The sequence below is a fragment of the Rosistilla ulvae genome, from assembly GCF_007741475.1.
GTDB classification, from domain to species: domain Bacteria; phylum Planctomycetota; class Planctomycetia; order Pirellulales; family Pirellulaceae; genus Rosistilla; species Rosistilla ulvae.
Window position 1 is genome coordinate 4853725 of the sequence record NZ_CP036261.1, and the last position, 18607, is coordinate 4872331.

Sequence of the window (18607 nt, forward strand, 5' to 3'; positions counted from 1 at the left end):
ACCGCTTTTTTCAGTACAGCTTCTCCAACGCGAATCTCGCCAAGTCCATCTCAAAGCCTATGTTTTTCTACACCAATCGACTGCGTTCGAATCACAATCCGGACAACCGTAAAATCCACGCATTAATAGGGGCCGGAGAAAGGGATTTCTCGCAATCTGAACATCATCGACCGGCAGCTTGCCAATCGCAGCACCGATAGAAATCTTTGGCTGGAACCCACCCCAGCCCGGGGGCAATCCGCGATTCGCTATCAGTGGACCGCAACGCGACGGATCGATGCACTCGTAATCGCCAAACCATTGGGTCATCGCAATCACGGAGCGAACAAGGATGTTCGGGCTGAAGTCTAACCACGTTGTTTTTTCAATCGGCAGTCTCGCGTTGTTACTGGCCGGCAGTATGCTTCCAGGCTCACACGCCGCCGCCGTCGATTTCGGCTCATGCGATTGCTGTGCGGTCGATTCCTGCGATACCTGTGGCGACCTGAGCTGCGACGCAATGAGCGCATCGGATACCGGATGTGGATGCCTGTCCTGCCAGGGGCTGCAATCCTGTTCGATGTGCCAATCGTTGGATCGCATCCGCAAATCGTTTGCCGATTGCGGCATCACGATGGAGAACAACGTCACGCAGTTCTACATGGGAACCCCCAGCGGTGGCTTGAATAGCGATTTCGAATACGCGCGGCACGGCGATTATGTGATGAACTTCGACTTCGGCAAGATGGGAGTTCAGGAGGGACTGTTCCTGAAACTGAGAGCGGAACATCGGACGGGCGATTCGGTGTCACGGAACACCGGAGCAATAATGCCAGCGACGATTGAAGCCGACCTTCCGGTCCCCGACAGCGACCACGTCTACCTGACCAACGTCCTGTTGACCCAAGCCTTGTCCGAGAGCTTCATCGTGTTCGCGGGCAAGATGGACACCCTGGATGGCGACGCCAACGCGTTCGCACACGGCCGCGGCATCCGCCAATTTTCGAACATGGCGTTCGTCAGTTCGTCGCTCGCGCTTCGCACCGTTCCCTATTCGACACTGGGCGCCGGATTCGCCTTCCTGCACGAAGGGAGCCCCCTGCTGAGCTTCCTGGTCATCAACCCGACCGATACCGCGAACACCAGTGGATTTAGCGAACTGTTTCGTGACGGAGTCACCCTGTCGAGCGAACTTCGCGTGCCGACAAACTTCTTCGGGCTTCCCGGCCATCAATTGATCGGCGGAACTTGGAGCAGTCGCGATTACGTCGAATTGGGCCAGGACCCACGCGTGATCTTGCCAAACATTCCGATCGCTCGCGAATCCGGATCGTGGTCGGCCTATTGGAACTGCGACCAGTACCTCGTATCGGACAGCCGCAACCCATCGCGGGGATGGGGCTATTTCGCTCGGGCTGGAGTCGCCGACCGCGACACGAATCCACTCGGATACTTCTTGTCGGCTGGACTCGGCGGATCGAGCCCATTGGCCTGCCGCGAGCACGATTCGTTTGGCGTCGGGTACTACTATGCCGGTACCAGCGACAAAATTGGGGCGTTGCTCGAAGCGGTCGAGGGACCGATCGGCGATGGCCAGGGAGTTGAATTGTTCTACAACGTCGCTGTGACGCGGGCCATCACGTTCACTCCCGATTTTCAAGTCCTCAAGCCAGCCCGAGAATCGATCGACACCGCAGTTGTTGCCGGAGCACGGATGAACATTGCGTTCTAGACCGAAGCATTGAATCCGTCCATCATCGCGAAGGAACGATTCCCGCGCCGCCTAGCGTCGCAATTGAGTATGGTGCTTGCGATTGAAGACCTCTGGATCGAACGGATCGATCACCTGCGGCAAACGCTGTGGTTGATTCGGAGCGTCATGGATCGGATCGACCAGCGACGGCGATCCATCGGCGGCGGCAACCGATTCAACAGCGACCAGCGAACCGCCCGATTGCTGATCAAACGGGCTGATCGTCGCGCTCGTTGGGATCGGCACCGTGGGATTGGACATCGCCGCGGGAACGGTGGCAAACTGGCTGCACCAATAGGCAAGACTCTCGAATGCGCGGGCCTGCGATTTTCCCAACGGTGCGGAATCCGAACCACCGTGGCCCCGTTGGGCATAGTCCAACAAAGGACTCTTCAGCGGATCGTTGGTATCGATCCAAGAGACCACATGCTGCAGGTTGCGGTGTGTCATCGACGCCGAAACGCGGCTGACGCCTGGCAAGCGAAGCAGCGAAAATTTGCTGTTGTCGGTCGTATCGTGGCACGAACCACAACGGTTCATCAAAATCGGCTGGATCACTCGTGTGAATTGCTGCGTCGCGAGGGGCGAGATATGAACATGGTCGGTCACCTTGTCGGCAACCACCGGTTCTTCCGCACTTACCGGTTGAACGCGCTCGGTTAGCGTTCGCAATTGTTGCTCCAACCGCTTGCCTTCCGCATTCTCCGGCGACAACTCGTACAGCTGCAACAGCTCGTTAGCCGCTTCGCGGTAAAGGCCGTTGTTCAAACACCAGCGGGCGTCGATCAAATGGCTGCGGATACTAGGGCGTTCGCGTTGATCCATGCGAAACTGAAACAGCGACTTGATGTCGGGTCCCCAACAGCGGACGCTATCGACGGGTAACCGAATGATCGCGCCATCGGATTGTTCGATGACGATTCGATCCCCTTCCTGTTTCGCTTTGCCAAACAAAACTTGGTCATTATCCAGAAGCACCGTCGGGCGGTCGGTCTGGGGATCTTCGCTCCACAGATCGACGGGCGACCCAATGGTCGCTGCAGCGCCAAGCAACAGACTCAGGATAAGCGAGTATTCGATAGGGGGTGCGATCCACTTCATACTGGCACGTTAGCTATTTCAGGACCGCCAGGTCAATAGAATGAAGACGAATTCTCAGTATGCGAACTGCAACCCAAAATCGAGGGCGTGAATCCGCAAATCGCTGATTTTCCAAGGCATTGCCGGGGCCGGGACACCATCGATTCCGCCAGCCGCCAATTGGCTGAGGTTTAAATTTGTGTCGACTTGGTCCCCCGGTCGGATCACGCGACTCCAATAAATGAAGTCGTATCCGAGGTGCGCCGACCAGCCACGGGTGAGTTGGTAACCGACATCGATCCCCAATTGAGGGATCATCGTGAATTCGTTGCCTTCGTAGACGCCGCGATTGGTATCCAGAACCAACAGCCCGGTGTTGACACTGTTCACGTCGTCGCCCCCAGCCAACGGAACCGTCGTCGTCGTTTGTCCCGACAGGGTTGCCTTGGTATTCGTATTGCCGAGCCCCATTTTCATCATCAACCCGACGGTCAAGCGACGGTGGCGGGCCATCAGATCGGCCCCCAAGACAAAGCTGTTCAATTGGTTGTCGGTGCTGAATTGATCCTGTTCGGCGACGGTCGTTCCAACGGCGAGTCCCAACGAGGCGTCGAGCGTCCGCTTGAAGTCTTGAATCTGCAACGATTCTTCGAGTTCGTAGTAGTTGTATCCGGCGAACAGTCGGATTTGTCGACAATCGCTGCGAGAAATCACTTGGTATGCGACTAGGCCGCCCCCCTGCAGTTCCGAGCTGGCGGTGACCGAGATATTCCCTTCCAGCAGGCCGGGGAATGCTACCAGTTCGGCATTGGGGCCGGTCGCCCCCGGTTCGACGCTGAAGAAGGGTCGCGCCAAAATCCCTGCCCCATCGCTGTTAGCACTGAACGAATCGCTGCTCTTTCCCAAAAAGAAATAGCTCAATTCGACCGACTTCATCCCGCTGGGATCGAGCACGCGGCTGAGCGAAAATCGGGCCCCCGATCGCGAACCCTCGGCGAGCGTTTGGTCGCCGAACAGAACCCGTGTGTTCGGTTCGCCCAAGATCCCCGCCTCGGTTCGCGGTGTCCCTGCAGTGCTGCTGGTAACCAACGCAGGAACGTCGTATCCCGACATCGACCAGAGCAAATATTCGGCACCGAAAGTCCAGGTCGCCTGGCAATAATTGAGTCCCGTAGCGCCGCACTGGCCTCCGCAATTGGGGCATCCATTGTCGATCGGCCCTTCGTGCGAATATATTTCGCCCTCGATCGGTTCGATCAAAACCGGATCAAAGCTGGCGCGAACAACCTCCCCTTTCGGTTCTCCGAAATAGACGATCTTGGGAACCGCGGGAACGTTTAATCCCGGAGGGATCTGAAATGGCGCGGGCTCTTGCGGCAAGCGATCCTTGTCCGCGATCGCTTCTTCGTGGGAAGCCATTGCGATCCGAGCTTGCTGGCGATCATCGTCATCCCCCGTGAAGATCTCCTGCGTGATCGCCGCATAGTCATCGGTAACCAGATCGTCATCCGACAGTTCGTCGGCGAACGGATCATTGACCAAGCGACGTGGCAATTCGTCGCTCGTTTGTGGCTTGGTCGGCTGGCTGTCGCGGTTGGGGACCGCAGTACCCGGCTTGCGATACGGACGCCACATCTCGGCGCCGAGCCCGGGCTGCGCCGGCGACTGGGCGAACGCTGTGACGCCGATTGTGCAGAGGACCAGAAACGCAATCCAGCCGATGGGCAACCGGAGGCCGGTGGGTGCGTTAAGCAACCCCATAGGGGAATGCGATGCGTGGTATGCGATCATGTGGGCGGTCACGATAACTTTGGAAACATGGTCGATCAGAACATGGGGCTTTAGGAGCCTACCGCAACGATCCGGCAGCGAGCCAAAAGCACCTCAAGCGACGGGAGTGTGGGAAAAAAATCCCACACTCGTCAACGTCGACTTGAGCCAAAGTTTAGAAAAGTATCGATTTCGCCGAACTTTTAATGACAGCAATTGCTGGCCGCTAGCGACTAGCGATTTTCGATCGGGACGAATTCGCGTTGCGTCGGGCCGGTATAGATCTGGCGCGGACGACCGATGCGTGCGCCGGGCGAATTGTGCATTTCGACCCAGTGAGCGATCCAACCGGGCAGACGTCCCATCGCAAACAACACGGTAAACATCTGCACGGGGATACCGATCGCACGATAGATCACGCCGGAATAGAAATCGACGTTCGGGTAGAGCTTGCGTTCCACAAAATAAGGATCTTGCAGCGCGACCTCTTCCAATCGTTGTGCGACATCGAACAACGGATCCTTGATATCCATCTTCGCCAGCAGCGTGTCGCAAGCTTCCTTGATGATGATCGCTCGCGGATCGCGGTTCTTGTAAACGCGGTGGCCAAAGCCCATCAGACGGAAGCCATCGGTCTTGTCCTTGGCCATCCGGACGTACTTCTCCACATCGCCACCATCGTCGGCGATCTGTTGCAGCATGTTCACACAAGCTTCGTTGGCACCACCGTGCAACGGTCCCCAAAGGGCACAGATACCGGCGGAGATCGAAGCGAACAGATTCGCATTGCTGCTGCCGACGATGCGAACGGTCGATGTGCTGCAATTCTGTTCGTGATCGGCGTGGACGATCAACAACAGATTGAGCGCCTTCACGAAATCGGGATCGGGATGATAGTCTTCGGCGGGGGTACCGAACATCATCTCCAAGAAGTTTTCGCAGTAGGTCAACGCGTTGTTTGGGTAAGGAAACGGCTGGCCAACCGACTTCTTGTAGCTGTAAGCCGCGATTGTTGGCAGTTTGGCCAACAGGCGATGGATCGAAATCTCGACCTCTTTCGCATCGTGCGGATCCAACGAATCTTGGTAGAACGTCGACAGCGCCCCCACGACGCTCGACAGGATCGCCATCGGGTGCGCGTCGCGCGGGAACCCGTTGTAGAACGAACGCATGTCCTCGTGGATCATGGTGTGCTTGCGGATCGACGACCGGAACGCCGCCAATTGCTCGGCATTGGGCAATTCGCCGTAGATCAACAGATAACTGGTTTCAACAAAGTCGCAGTTCTTCGCCAATGTCTCGATCGGATAGCCGCGGTAACGCAGGATTCCGTTCTCGCCATCGAGATAGGTGATCGAACTGGTCGTGCTGCCGGTATTTACGAAACCTTCATCGATCGTAATCAGGCCCGTCTCACCACGCAGCTTGCTGATATCGATCGCTCGCTCGTGTTCGGTCCCTTCGATTACGGGCATCTCGATTTGAGTATCGCCAACGCTCAATCGAGCCGTTCCGGTTGTTGTTGCTTCGCCGTTAGTCGCCGTACTCATCAAGGGGTGTCTCCAGGCACCATATTTCGAAACATTACTCCAAACGATTCGCTTCGCATCTTAACCGCGCGATAGCATCGCGACAATTCGGTTAAGCGAAAACCAATGGTTCGCATTCAAACTTCCCAACACGCGGGGATGTCTCGGCCGCTTACGCCGGCCAGGCAAGTCCCCCGCCGACGCCTTTTACGCAACCGCCAAACGCACCCCCGCCATTTAAACTAGCTCTCGTCAGGCAGGATCAGACATCGTGCCGCGTAAAGATCATCCGACCGGCACTGGTTTGCAACGTGCTGGTCACGGTCACCATCAATTCCTTGGCGATCTTGTCGCGGCCCCCTTCGACAACGACCATCGTGCCGTCTTCCAAGTATCCAATCCCTTGATCCTGGCCTTCTCCCGCCTTGATCACCTTCAATTGGAACTGCTCGCCTGGCAGATACATCGGCTTCAGCGAGTTGGCAATTTCGTTTAGGTTGATCACCGGCACGTTGTGAATTTTGGCGACTTTGTTCAAGTTGAAGTCGCCGGTGACTACCTTGCCTTCGAGATGCTTGGCCAGCAGCACCAACTTCAAATCGACAGCCTGCCCCGCAAATTCGGGAAGATCGCGATCGAAGATCTGCAAATCGACGGCGTCGTTGGCTCGCAGACGGTTGAGCACGTCGAGACCGCGACGGCCGCGGGCGCGACGCAATTTGTCGCTGCTGTCAGCGATCCCCTGCAATTCGCTCAAGGCGAACCGCGGCATGATCAATTGGTTGTCGAAGATCCCCGTGCTGACCAGATCTTCGATCCGGCCATCGATGACCACGCTGGTATCCAAGATCAGCGGCTTGAATCCCTTCACCTCGCGAACAAATTCGACGTACGGGATGATGAACCGAAAATCATCTTTGGTCTGCAACAACAGACTGATACAGATGTAACATAACACCATCCCCGTCACCAAACGGACCGGCGTCTGATAATGCTCCGCTAACAGCGGCGCAAGAGCGATCGTCAGCACATACGTCAGCAGTACGCCGACCAGCAAGCCAAAATAGACCGATGAAATTGCATCGATCCGTTTGCTGGGAACAAACACATCGATCGCGATCACCGCCAGTGCCAAGCCCATCACAATCGCCAAGTTGGCCCAAGGCACCCAAGCGGGCGTCGTCACCTGCAACGATGAATTTGCCGCTTGAACAGCATAATTGATCAGAGCGGAAATACCGCCAGCCACTAAGAGGAAGACGGCGCGTAGAAGAAGCAGACTCATCGGGGGTTTACCTTGCCTATCTATATGTTTCTCGAAGGGTGGGGCGATTCCACCGTTTATAAACTCGCCTGCTTCCGAGACCTTGGATCTGGTAACGCGATCAGATGGATCGCATGGGTGGGGGATTGGTAGCTGCCCGCGGCCAAAAATAACGAGGCCGATACCAAATCGTTGTGAAGACTCTGCGAAAGCGATATCTCGTCAACAATCATAAATCATTGCTGCCAAAACATTCTTGGGTAGAAACGCAAAACCGTTGATTTTTACGTTAGATTCCCATGAGGTACTGTACGGTTGTGCTATCCAACTTTGTTCACTCCCTCGGGCAGATCGATCCCGCATTCGCAGTCCGCCCCCTCAAAAACGATCAGAAGCTTGATTCGTTCGACCTCGACAAGGTCCAACCGTGGGGGCTACCAATCGGCCAGTGGGCCGGCACCGGAGAACAAGAATTCGTGTTGCACATCGCAAAACCGATCGGTCATCCCGGCGATGTATTCGCCAACCGCGCGGATCGGCCCTATCCCGGAAGCTCGCTGTCGGAAACGCAGCGGCAAGCGATTCGGTTCCTTGACCAACCGCTCGTGCAATTGCTCTAACCGCTGACCGGCAGAGCGCCGGATCTCCAACAAGCGGGCGTGGCGATAGATGTTGTCGAACAGAAACTTTTCCAGTTCGCGCCGCTCGCTGGTGAACAGATCTTCCTCCTCGACCCGCAAGCCTTCCTCCCGCACCTCCGCCGCCGTCTTCCCTTCGGCGGCATGGATCCGTGGGACGTTGTATTCCAGAAAATGGCTGACCTGCAGATCGACCAATTCGTGAACCAACGCCGGCCGCAACTGTTTCGGAGGCAGATTTCCATACTTCGATTCGATCGAACGCAGCGCTCGGTCGACCAACCGCACCTTGGCCAGGTCCTCGATCGTCAACAGCCCCAATTGCACCGCGTCGTCGATATCGTGGGCATCGTAAGCCATTGAATCGGCCGCATCGACCACCTGCACTTCCAACAGCGGTGCCGCAACGTTTTCGGTTTGATGCTTGTTGGCCCGAGCGTTTTGCCCGGCCAAGACTTCTGCCGACAGATTGAGACCGCTGAAGCGATTGAAACGCTGCTCCAAGTCTTCGACAATCGTCAACGCGAACTGGTTGTGCGAAAACCCGCCCGCCTGCCGCATACAATCGTCCAGAACGTCTTCGCCACAGTGGCCATAGGGCGGATGGCCGATGTCGTGCATCAAGGCCAACGCCTCGATCAAATCTTCGTTCAACCGCAACACGCGGCCGATCGTGCGCGCGATCGACGCGACCTCAAACGTATGCGTCAAACGCGTGCGATGATAATCGCCCATGTCGCCGGTAAAAACTTGCATCTTTCCAGCCAACCGGCGAAAGGCGGAACAATGCAAGATCCGATCGCGATCGCGCTGAAAGGGACCTCGATACGGGTGCGTCGGCTCGGGATGTTTGCGCCCCAGCGAATCCTCGCCGTGCATCGCATAACTGGCTAACAATCGGTTCTCACGGTCCGCGGGAAGAGGCACACTGTCATTCATCGGTACTGTCGCGTTTGCGGATCAGGTGCAGCGGATGTTGGTCCATCACGTTCGGTTCGAAGCCGGCGTACTGCGGGCTGAACAGATTCGTGCGAGTATAAAAATAGAGCGGAATCACGGGCAGATCCTTCAAGAAGATCGACTCCGCTTGCCGCAGTAGATCCATCCGCTCCTGGCCGCTGGCCGCTTGCGAACGGGCGATCAATTCGTCGTACTCAGGACTGCTCCACCCCGTGCTATTGTGCGAGTTGCCCGTCGTCCACATGTCCAAAAACGTATTCGGATCGGGATAATCGCCGTTCCAACCACCTCGCGCGATCGTAAAGTCCATGGTGAAGACTTTGTCGAGATACGTTCCCCATTCCATGTTCTCCAACGATGCCTTGACGTTCAGATTGTTCTGCCATTGCTGTTGGATCACTTCGGCGATCGCGCGATGCGATTCACTGGTGTTGTACAAAATGGAAAGCGTTGGCATCCCACGCCCCCCTGGAAAACCAGCTTCGGCCAACAACTCGCGAGCACGCTCGGGATCGTACGATTCCCCTTCGGGACTCTGATACTGCGTTAGATAGGGTGGGACGATGCTTTGCGCGGGAATCTGGCCAGCCCGCGTCACTTCACTGACAATCTGTTGCTTGTCGATCGCCAGGTTCAACGCCCGGCGAACCTGCACGTCATCCAACGGCTTGCGGGTCGTATTGAGACGGTAGAAATAGACCGCCAGCGAAACCCCAACCTTCGCATCGTCGCGTTGCTGGATCTCTTCGATCACCGACAACGGCACATCCGACGCCCAATGCAGTTGATCTTTGAGATACATGTTCAACGCCGTCGTCTGCGATTTGACGCTGTAGGCATCGATGCGATCGAGTTCGACCGCGTCGGAATTCCAATAATATTTGTTCTTACGCAACCGAATCCGATCCCGAATCCGGCGGAACTCCAATTCATAAGGGCCGTTGCAAACCATGTTCTCCGCCTTGGTCCACGCCGGCGCACCATACTTTTCGACGCAGGCGGGATTCACCGCAAACAGCGTGTAGAAACCGGTTAGGTACGAAAAGAAGGGAGTCGGTTCGTTCAACCGGACGATCAACGTTTGGTCATCGGGAGTTTCCACGCCGCCAAAATTGGCAAAATCGATCAGCACCTGGTGCACCGATTCGAGTTCCCCCTGTTGATCGCTTGGGATGTCGGTCTGCCTGGTGAAGCGGCGAAGGTCCCCCTGGGCATCCCAATCGATTCCCGCATCGGTCTGCGGTTTCACATCGACCGTGTAAACCCAAGAGTTTTCCCAATCGGCCAACAGCGACTTTCCTTCTTCGCTCGTCTCGTCATCGATCTCCGGTCGATCGGGCTTGTCGAGCGATTTGAGAATGCCATGCAAAACCGTCCCCCGCGGAAACGGCTGCAGCGGATCGGGGCTCGCCGGACGGTCGCGTAATTCCGCCTCGACACGATCGCCGATATTCAGCTCCGCCGTGTTGTATTCTTTGCCGCCAACAACGTAATAAAGCTGGGAAGCGTATTCGGCGGCGGTCTCTGGATGCAAAACCCGTTGCCACGACCAAGCGAAATCGCCAGCGGTGACCGGGGTGCCATTGGACCACTTCATGCCATCGCGCAGATGGAACGTGTACGTTCGACCATCCTCGGAGATCTCCGGCAGATCGGCCATCCCAGGAACCACTTCGACCGATTGCAACCCGTTCTCATCGACGGGCCCCGTCGGTACCGATCGCAGCAGGCCTTCGAACAACGCCTGCAAGATCTTGTGCTCCGGTTCCCCGGTGGCCCGAGCGGGATCGAGCGTTTTGACATCATCGCCATTTTGAAAGGCGAAATCGGCCGGCGGCAGCGATGTAAACGACAGTGCCCAGATCACCGCGCAAACGCATATGCCAATCAAGAACCAAGGGAACGCTCGACGTATTTCCGGCGGCACGCGGCCATCCTCCAACTCGATTGGTTAGGAAGGGTAAATCGAAGCGTCAGTTTCTCAGAAACGCCCGACCAAGGGAACCCGCGTTCCCAAACGCTCTCCCCGGCACTCTCGCCGGCCGCTGCGGAGATCCGCAACGGTAGTCTTGCAACCGGTACATTCGATTTACTTCAACACACCCATCGATTGGTTTGGGTTCTCCACGCCCTTCCCATGCAACACGAAGCCACGTTTTGTCGAACCTGAATATCAGACACGCCTACCATTAAATCGATCAGGGATGAATTCGATGTCGAAGTTGTCAATGTTTCAGACCGGCCCCGCCTATAATTCCGCCACGTCGCAAAACGACCCGCGCGTCGCTTTGGATATCGCCGGACATCTGTTGACCGACACCGCGCACGATCTGCGATCCCCATTGGCCGCCGCCCGCGAGCTGACGCAATTGGTCGCCGACGGGGTCGAAGGTCCCGTCTCGAGCGAACAAAAACAGCATCTCCACGCGGTCGTCGCCCGCTGCAACGACATGCAACGCTTGATCGACGACATGCTGCATTTCGAATGTGTTCGCACCGGCAACCCACGAATCGCCAAAACCTGGATCCCTGCCGACAGAATGCCGACGCTGGTCCAACCGCTGGTCGAATCGACCCGTCGCAGCCGATCTGTTGGCTTGCAATGGATCGGTTTTGAACCCGATCTGCCCCCGATGTTCGCCGACACGGACAAAATCAAGCGATTGCTGGTCAACCTGATCGACAACGCGATTCGCGTCACACCCGAATCGGGACAGATCACCGTTCGCACCGAACTGGCTCAGACCGGAGATCGGATGCGGTTGTCGGTCGAGGATGGTGGCGCGGGAATCGACCCGCAACAATGGTCCCGGCTGGCCCGACGCGGAGTCACGCAACAGGATGGACACGGGCTGGGATTGTCGATCTGCCGGCAGATCGCTGCGCTTCACTTCACTCGCCTAGAGGTCGAAAGCGGGCAAGGCCAAGGTTCGCGCTTCAGTGTCGAATTGCCAATCGGTGGTCCCGAGGCGGTCGTCGACAGCTTTGCCCGCTGGCGTGAAGCAATATTGCCACCCCGGCAGACTGCAACCAAGATGCCATCGCCGGCCGGACAACGCATTCGTCCGATGCGGCGCCACACCGCGGCAACACCTCGACAGCAAACGCTGCCAGCCGAAGCGGCACCGCCCCGCTACAACCGCAACGTGGCAATGGTCGGCGTGAGCGTCACCAATTCGCTGCCAGCCGAACCGAGCAAATCGCTCGATCGCTTTTTGCAAAGCCACTGCGAGATGCACGAATTGATCTACCAACGAAATCCCGACCAGTGGATCCTGCTATTAGACAACAACATTGGCGAAGCGGAACAGCGGATCGTGGCGATCGATCAGGCCCGGATGCAAGCGGGCGACATGATGCTGGACAATTGCCCGCTACAGTGGTCCAACCCGTTGTCGATCGCGGTGGGAACGCCAGCGGACAGGGCAAAACTGCAAGAGGCGTTTGTGCGGGGGAATCTTGGCATCCAGCGGCCCCTACCTCGGCAAGCAATGCCGAAACCCGCAGCCGCGGCGACGCCGGCGACCGACATGTTGTTGACCAACGTCGCTCAACAGCGGTTGGAAAACGAAGTGAAATGGCTGATGCAGAAATTCCACCAACGCCAAGGCCGGTTGCGGCGGCACGTCGAATCGATTCGCCGCTCGCGGTAACGCAAACCGCTACAGATACTGCTGGTACGCCGCAACCGCCAATTGATCACAGCGTTCATTCTCCTCGTGACCGCTGTGCCCTTTGACGTGCTCAAAAGTCACTTCGTGGATCTGCAACTGACGATCCAACTGCTGCCAAAGGTCGGCATTTTTCAGCTCCGCGAACTTGCTGCCCACCTTGCGGCGCCAACCGTTGCGTTTCCAACCGGGCATCCATTTGCTGATCCCCTGTCCAACGTAACTGCTGTCCGAATAGAGCGTCACTTTGCAGGGCCGCTTCAGCGTTTCCAGCCCTCGAATGACAGCCAACATCTCCATCTTGTTGTTGGTCGTCTCCGGCTCGCCGCCATTGCATTCTTTCTCCGCGCCACTTTGCAAGTCGCGTAAGACAAACGCCCAACCGCCCGGTCCGGGATTGCCGCTGCAGGCGCCATCGGTGAATAGATGAATCAATCGCGTCGGCTTCGCTGTCGTCGGGGTCGCTGCGTCCAAGAAATTGGCCTTCTCTGTATTTTCGAATCGTGGCTGACCGGCACACACCGACGCGCCCCACGTCGCTGACCGATCACTGTACGAAAATCGAAGGTAACTTGCCAAGAGCCGTCGGTCGGCTGGCGTGCCAAATCCGTCGTTGGGGTATGACGAATCAACCGCAGTGCGCGAGGTCGCGATTCCCCGAGGAACCGGACGCTGTCGCGTACCGGCGGATATCTCAGGGGCCCCCCTGCGCAAGCCCGTTGATAAAGAAGGGCTTGCAACGGTGCCGCGTTACAGCAGGCTTTCGAGTCGCGACAGGGCAACCATCAATTGGTTCCATTCGCTGACCACGTCGTAGGTGTTCACGACCTGGGCGTCGACGCGATCGAACCCGATCTCGCTGATCGAGATCTTTTGATCCAAGACCATCATTCCTTCGCTGGTCGCCATTTCGCACTTGTCGTTGGCCGTGGTGTTTTGATCGTCGTACATCGGCACGACTTGCTGCATCGCACGGTGGACCGCCCACAAGGCCGCCTTGTGCGAATCGTCTGCCGAAACAACTGCCTTCATAGTTCCCGATTCAATGTAGTACTTGGCCATCGTAGATCTCTCCGTCGCAGGGGTGCAAGGTTCCGGTCAGCGGTTCCTCCCGCCGACATCAGAACTATCGCATCGGTGACGGACACGTTAGGTCAGACCTCTTCGTGCATCGCTTCGCTGAATCGATATCCGACTCCACGAACCGTTTCGATCACGTCGGCATAAGGGCCAAGCTTCTTTCGCAGCGCCCGAATATGAACGTCGATCGTCCGTTCCAGAACCATCGTGTCCTCGCCCAACGCCGCGTCGATCAATTCAGCCCGATCAAACACGCGGCCGGGTTGGCGAATCAAAGTGTCCAGCAAACGGAACTCGCTGCGAGTCAGATCCAACGGCTCCTCCCCAACTGTCGCTTTGTAGCGGCGTCGGTCGACGCTGACCGACTTGTAGGTGACAACATCCTGGTTCTTCACCACAGCCGCTTGTTCGCGGCGACGCAGCAACGCTTTGACCCGTTGCAACAAGACCGCCACGCTGAACGGTTTGCAGACGTAATCATCCGCCCCGATCGAAAACCCGGCGATCTGATCGGAATCTTCCGATTTTGCTGTCAGCATCAAAATCGAAATGTTTTTCGTATCTTCGCCAGCTCGCAACGTGCGGCAGACTTCCAACCCGTTGAGCGATGGTAACATCACGTCGAGAATCACCAGGTCGGGCAATTTCAGCCGTGCCTGGTTGAGCGCATCGCGACCGTCCAGGGCACGCGAAACCTCAAATCCCTCTTTTTTCAGGTTGTAGACCAATACCTCAGCGACGCTTAAATCGTCCTCGACCACGAGAACTTTGATATTCGGCATGCGTGTGAAGACCTTCGTGTTGCCTGTTGGATAGTTTTGTTGCTCTCAATGCGCGATCGGCTACTTCGCACAACGCAGTTATTGTTGGTATCGTCGACGACAGCCAACGAATCGGCTACCCCGAAGTGGTTAGTGTCAAATGAAGATTGGGTTAGGGTTACGTTAAGGCAAGGGCGACCACGCCGCCCCTATCGCAAGCCTACCGTGAAATTCTATCGCACAGCCGGTTTGGCGACAACGTTAACGCGAGTCGTCCTCCTCGACGACCTGTTCAAATGGGGGGCGTTCGGTTGGGTGAGCTACCCACGTTGGACATCTTGGTCCAACGAATCGGCCGCGATCCAACCGCTCATCATCACCATTGGCATCCCCGGCCCGGGATGAGCCGCCCCGCCAGCCAGATACAATCCCCGGATATCCTTGCGGCGATTGGCTGGTTTGAACGCACCGGTAAACTTTCCGTGACTCGCCAAACCGTAAATCGCTCCGTTGAGCACGCGATAGCGATTGTGGATGTCTTGCGGTGTCAGCACCTGTTCAAATTTGATGTGACTCTCCAAATCATCCAACTCCCCTGTCTCCTGCAACTTTTCGATAATCCGCCGGCGATAATCGGGCAGCATCGCCGTCCAATCATGCCCAGGCCGCAAGTAGGGCGTGTGGACCAATACATACAACGCTTCGCCCCCCTCGGGAGCGACCTGAGGTTCGGTGATCGCCGGAGCGCAAACATAACAGGTCGGTTCGGGAGCCAATTCACCGCGGCGGTAGATGTAATCGAACTCCTCTTCCGGATCGCGTGAGAAGACAAAATTGTGGTGCAGCAATTGTTCATATCGTCGGTCCAGCCCCAAATACAGGACGACGCCGCTGCAGGCAGGTTCGGGATTGCGCAGCTTCAATCGCGCCCGGGGGCAATCTTTTAACAGTTCCCTGTAGGTGCGAACCGAATCGCAATTGCTGACCACGGCGTCGGCCGCGATCACTTCCCCCGTCGTCGTTAACACCCCGGTCGCCCTTCCCGATTCAACAAGAATCCTGGCGACGTCGACCCCGAGGCGAATATCGACCCCCAATTCGATCGCCAACCGCGAAAGGCCTTCGACGACCGCGCGCGTTCCGCCGACCGGATACCAGACGCCTTCGGCCGTTTGCATGTGAGCGATCCCACACAAAACCGCCGGCGACGCTTCGGGTGACGATCCGACGTATTGGGTGAAGTGATCGATCATCTGCGCCGCGCGATCGTCGGGGATGTGTTGCCGGACGACCTTGGATACGCTTTTCCCCATCCGCAGACTCATCACGTCTCTAAGCACCGCCGGCGAGAACGCGCCGCTGGCGTCCATCGTGTCTCGGATCGATCCGATGCTGCGCCAAAAGAAGAACCGTTCGGAGACTTCGTGTAGCTGCTTGGAGACCTGAATGAATCGCTGGTACCCCTCGCCACTGTCGGGTGAACCGGTGAACTCGTCCAACCGCTTCCGCATCGCTTGAACATCGCTAACCAAGTCCAAGACGCCGCCGCCATCGAAGAAACAACGCCACTGCGGATCCAGCGGCACAAGCTCCATGTAATCGTGTAGATCGCGCCCCGCTTCACTGAAAATGCGTTTCAGGACCGAAGGTAGGGTTAAGATCGTGGGCCCCATGTCGAATCGGTACCCGCCACCTTCCAAGATGGCCGCCTTTCCGCCAACCCATTCGTTCTTGTCCAACAGGGTCACGCGATGACCGCGGGCCGCCGCCGTACAAGCGGCCGATAGGCCTGCCAAGCCGCCGCCAACCACGACGACGTTTTGCGTTTTTTCCGTTCCGTTGCCCATTGGTTCGTTTTTGGCCCTTCAGTGCTTCTCTATTCTCGGCTGTGGCGAATCCCGCGGACCATCTGTCCCAGGCCACACAGCCGTCGACGCCAACCGCCAGCGAAATTCAGCTGCAGCAAACCGGCCAGAATCTCTTCGTCCCCTGCGGTCGACGGCGCCAAATGCTTGGGGTTCCGCAACGATTGCCGGGCGATCACGCGCGGACAGGTCATCGCCAACAACCCTTCGGCGCCGCGAGTCGATCCAAATCCGCTCTCGCGACGTCCCCCAAAGGGTAGCCGAGGATCGGCTGTGGGCACAATAAGGTCATTGATCGTGACGGTCCCAACGGCCAAACGGTTGGCCAGATCGACCGCCGCCGCTCGCGGCCCAAAAATCGACGCCGCCAAGGCATAGGGAGAACTGCCGACCAGCTCGGGCAATTCGTCGGGGGATGAATAATCACAAACCGCAGCGATCGGTGCAAACAAATCGGCGGACATCAGCTGCCAATCGGGGCGGGCACCAAACAAAACCAGCGGCGGCGTGCAGCCAGTCCGTTCGAACGCCTGACGATCCCACAGACCGCCGACCACTTGAGCCCCGCGGGCGATCGCATCCTCGACCACCTGGACCAACCGTTCGCCAACGCTCCGATGCACGGGAACCGCTGGCAATCGGGCCAATTGCGACGTCAACCGCTTGCGATAGTAATCGGATTGCTGCCGGGGAACAAAGACCCGTCGCGGCGCGATACAGGTTGCACCGCTGTTGAAATTCAAACCAAACAACAGCGATCGAACGACGCGTTGGCTATCCGCTCCGGCCAACACCACCATCGCATCACATCCGCTCAACTCCATCGTGGCGGGCGTCAACGAATCCGCTGCCGTCGCCAACACCCGTCGCCCGGTCTGCGACGCTCCGGTCAGCACGATCTTCTCGACGCCAGATTGGATCAACCGCGACGCTACCGCCGGATCGCTGTGAACCTGTTGAATTAATTGAGTTCCGACGACGGCTTGGAAACAATCGACCAACGTCGCCGTTGCCGCTTCACATCCCGGAGCGGGCTTCAACAGCACGGCGTTCCCAGCGACCAACGCTTGTGCCGCTTGGACTCCCGCCAATAGAAGTGGATAGTTCCACGGGGCCAAGATCAGAACACGGCCTAACGGAACTCGCTGGACTTCGCTGCGCGTTCCCCACAACCATAGTGGGCGACCGGTGATCCCCAGTTTTCGCGTCGCTAAAACCCTCGCAGCATTGCGTTGCAGATAACGCAATGCCTCGCACAACGGGATCAATTCGGCCGACAGCGTTTCGGTCCGCGAGCGGCGTTGGGGCAGGGTGATCAAATCACATAGATCGTCGGCCGATTGAGCCACATGCGTTTGCACCGACCGCATCTGCCGAGCTCGCTGGCGTACGCTCAAACGAGCCCACTGGATCTGCGCTGCCGCGGCATTCGATAACGCCGCGTCGCAATTGGTTTCATCGATCAAAATCACAGCGACAACATCAAGTAAGCCTCCGCTTCATCGAGCGTATTGGCTATTTCCGGCGGCACCCCAATGCCGTACCAATCGCCATCGAGATACCTGTAATAACCATGCCCCACAATCTGCGGCCGAGCAGGATTGCGGCTGCAGAATCGAACCAAGATCTGGCAGTTATCATCGCTGGTTTCCAACAGCGACGGTTCGGCGTGCTGACTGTAGAACGCCCGCGGTTCCATCACCACCACCAATGGAATGCCGTAGTAAAAGTGTAACGCCTCCTGCAGCGAGCAGGGGAGACGGGTGTCTTTGTATACGAATGTCCGCGGCGTTGTCTGAACGATCTCGGGAATCTTGCCGTGAGCGTTGCGAAGCGTTTGGTCGATCGAACCCAACGCATGAAAGGTCCCCAGCGTGTCATTGCACAACAGCTTCACGATCCGGCTGGGCGTCCCCTGCCCATACAACACCCACGCGTCAGCCGCCTCCGACTCCAACGCAAACGCGGGACTGCCTTTCATTGGAGTGATACGTGCCACAGGAAGGGGCACGCCCGCGTAATCATACTCCAGATAAAAATGCGATCCCCGTTGCACCACGCCGACCTCCAATTGTGTCAAAAGCGGCGACAGTGCAACGCTGTCTTGAATGCGTCGCAGCGCGGCGTTTCGCTGGACACTGGTGATGCTCCGAGATTTGACTTTCTCTGGAACAATCGTTTTCTTCTTAGGCACTAAACGAACTCCCTCGTGCTGCCCCGCATGCTCGCCCCGCTTCAGGTCACAACTGCCAAACAT

The 18607-nt window shown here is 57.4% G+C and carries 14 protein-coding genes; 2 read left to right on the top strand and 12 right to left on the bottom strand.

What is annotated here, in order from left to right:
- The first annotated feature begins 499 nt into the window (after positions 1-499).
- The gene (locus EC9_RS17130) at positions 500-1711 is read left to right on the top strand and encodes a carbohydrate porin (RefSeq protein WP_246105739.1); all 1212 of its coding nucleotides are present in this window, start codon (positions 500-502) and stop codon (positions 1709-1711) included.
- A 51-nt stretch (positions 1712-1762) separates the two neighbouring features.
- On the opposite strand, the gene EC9_RS17135 is transcribed toward EC9_RS17130, so the two are convergent.
- The 6 genes from EC9_RS17135 to EC9_RS17160 all read right to left on the bottom strand — a co-directional run bounded on the left by EC9_RS17135 (position 1763) and on the right by EC9_RS17160 (position 10840).
- Positions 1763-2833: a hypothetical protein gene (locus tag EC9_RS17135; RefSeq protein ID WP_145347096.1), complete on the bottom strand. Its 1071-nt coding sequence runs from the start codon at positions 2831-2833 to the stop codon at positions 1763-1765.
- Positions 2834-2887: 54 nt separating this feature from the next.
- Positions 2888-4573, bottom strand: a complete 1686-nt coding sequence (locus EC9_RS17140; protein WP_218934209.1) for a BBP7 family outer membrane beta-barrel protein — start codon at positions 4571-4573, stop codon at positions 2888-2890.
- 242 nt (positions 4574-4815) lie between these two features.
- A complete protein-coding gene (locus tag EC9_RS17145; protein ID WP_145347101.1) occupies positions 4816-6132 on the bottom strand; it encodes a citrate synthase in 1317 nt (438 codons plus the stop codon).
- 241 nt (positions 6133-6373) lie between these two features.
- Positions 6374-7396, bottom strand: a complete 1023-nt coding sequence (locus tag EC9_RS17150; RefSeq protein WP_145347103.1) for a PIN/TRAM domain-containing protein — start codon at positions 7394-7396, stop codon at positions 6374-6376.
- Positions 7397-7809: 413 nt separating this feature from the next.
- The gene (gene dgt / locus EC9_RS17155; RefSeq protein WP_145347105.1) at positions 7810-8952 is read right to left on the bottom strand and encodes a dGTP triphosphohydrolase; all 1143 of its coding nucleotides are present in this window, start codon (positions 8950-8952) and stop codon (positions 7810-7812) included.
- Positions 8945-10840, bottom strand: a complete 1896-nt coding sequence (locus EC9_RS17160; protein ID WP_246105740.1) for a peptide ABC transporter substrate-binding protein — start codon at positions 10838-10840, stop codon at positions 8945-8947. Before EC9_RS17160 ends, dgt begins: the two co-directional genes overlap by 8 nt.
- Positions 10841-11186: 346 nt before the next feature.
- On the opposite strand from EC9_RS17160, the gene EC9_RS17165 reads away from it, so the two are divergent.
- Complete coding sequence (locus tag EC9_RS17165) at positions 11187-12626, top strand: sensor histidine kinase (protein ID WP_218934211.1); 1440 nt, start codon at positions 11187-11189, stop codon at positions 12624-12626.
- A 9-nt stretch (positions 12627-12635) separates the two neighbouring features.
- Here EC9_RS17165 and rnhA read toward each other — a convergent pair whose 3' ends face one another.
- The 6 genes from rnhA to EC9_RS17195 form a co-directional block, all read right to left on the bottom strand.
- A complete protein-coding gene (gene rnhA / locus EC9_RS17170; RefSeq protein WP_246105741.1) occupies positions 12636-13118 on the bottom strand; it encodes a ribonuclease HI in 483 nt (160 codons plus the stop codon).
- Positions 13119-13394: 276 nt separating this feature from the next.
- Positions 13395-13706, bottom strand: a complete 312-nt coding sequence (locus EC9_RS17175) for a hypothetical protein (RefSeq protein WP_145347109.1) — start codon at positions 13704-13706, stop codon at positions 13395-13397.
- A 92-nt stretch (positions 13707-13798) separates the two neighbouring features.
- The gene (locus EC9_RS17180; RefSeq protein ID WP_145347111.1) at positions 13799-14506 is read right to left on the bottom strand and encodes a response regulator; all 708 of its coding nucleotides are present in this window, start codon (positions 14504-14506) and stop codon (positions 13799-13801) included.
- Between the two features lie 299 nt (positions 14507-14805).
- The gene (locus EC9_RS17185) at positions 14806-16332 is read right to left on the bottom strand and encodes a phytoene desaturase family protein (RefSeq protein ID WP_145347113.1); all 1527 of its coding nucleotides are present in this window, start codon (positions 16330-16332) and stop codon (positions 14806-14808) included.
- Positions 16333-16361: 29 nt separating this feature from the next.
- Positions 16362-17822, bottom strand: coding sequence for an aldehyde dehydrogenase family protein (locus EC9_RS17190; protein ID WP_145347115.1), 1461 nt, complete (start codon positions 17820-17822; stop codon positions 16362-16364).
- On the bottom strand, positions 17819-18544 hold the full coding sequence (locus EC9_RS17195) for a hypothetical protein (RefSeq protein ID WP_145347117.1): 726 nt from the start codon (positions 18542-18544) through the stop codon (positions 17819-17821). Before EC9_RS17195 ends, EC9_RS17190 begins: the two co-directional genes overlap by 4 nt.
- Between the last annotated feature and the right edge of the window lie 63 nt (positions 18545-18607).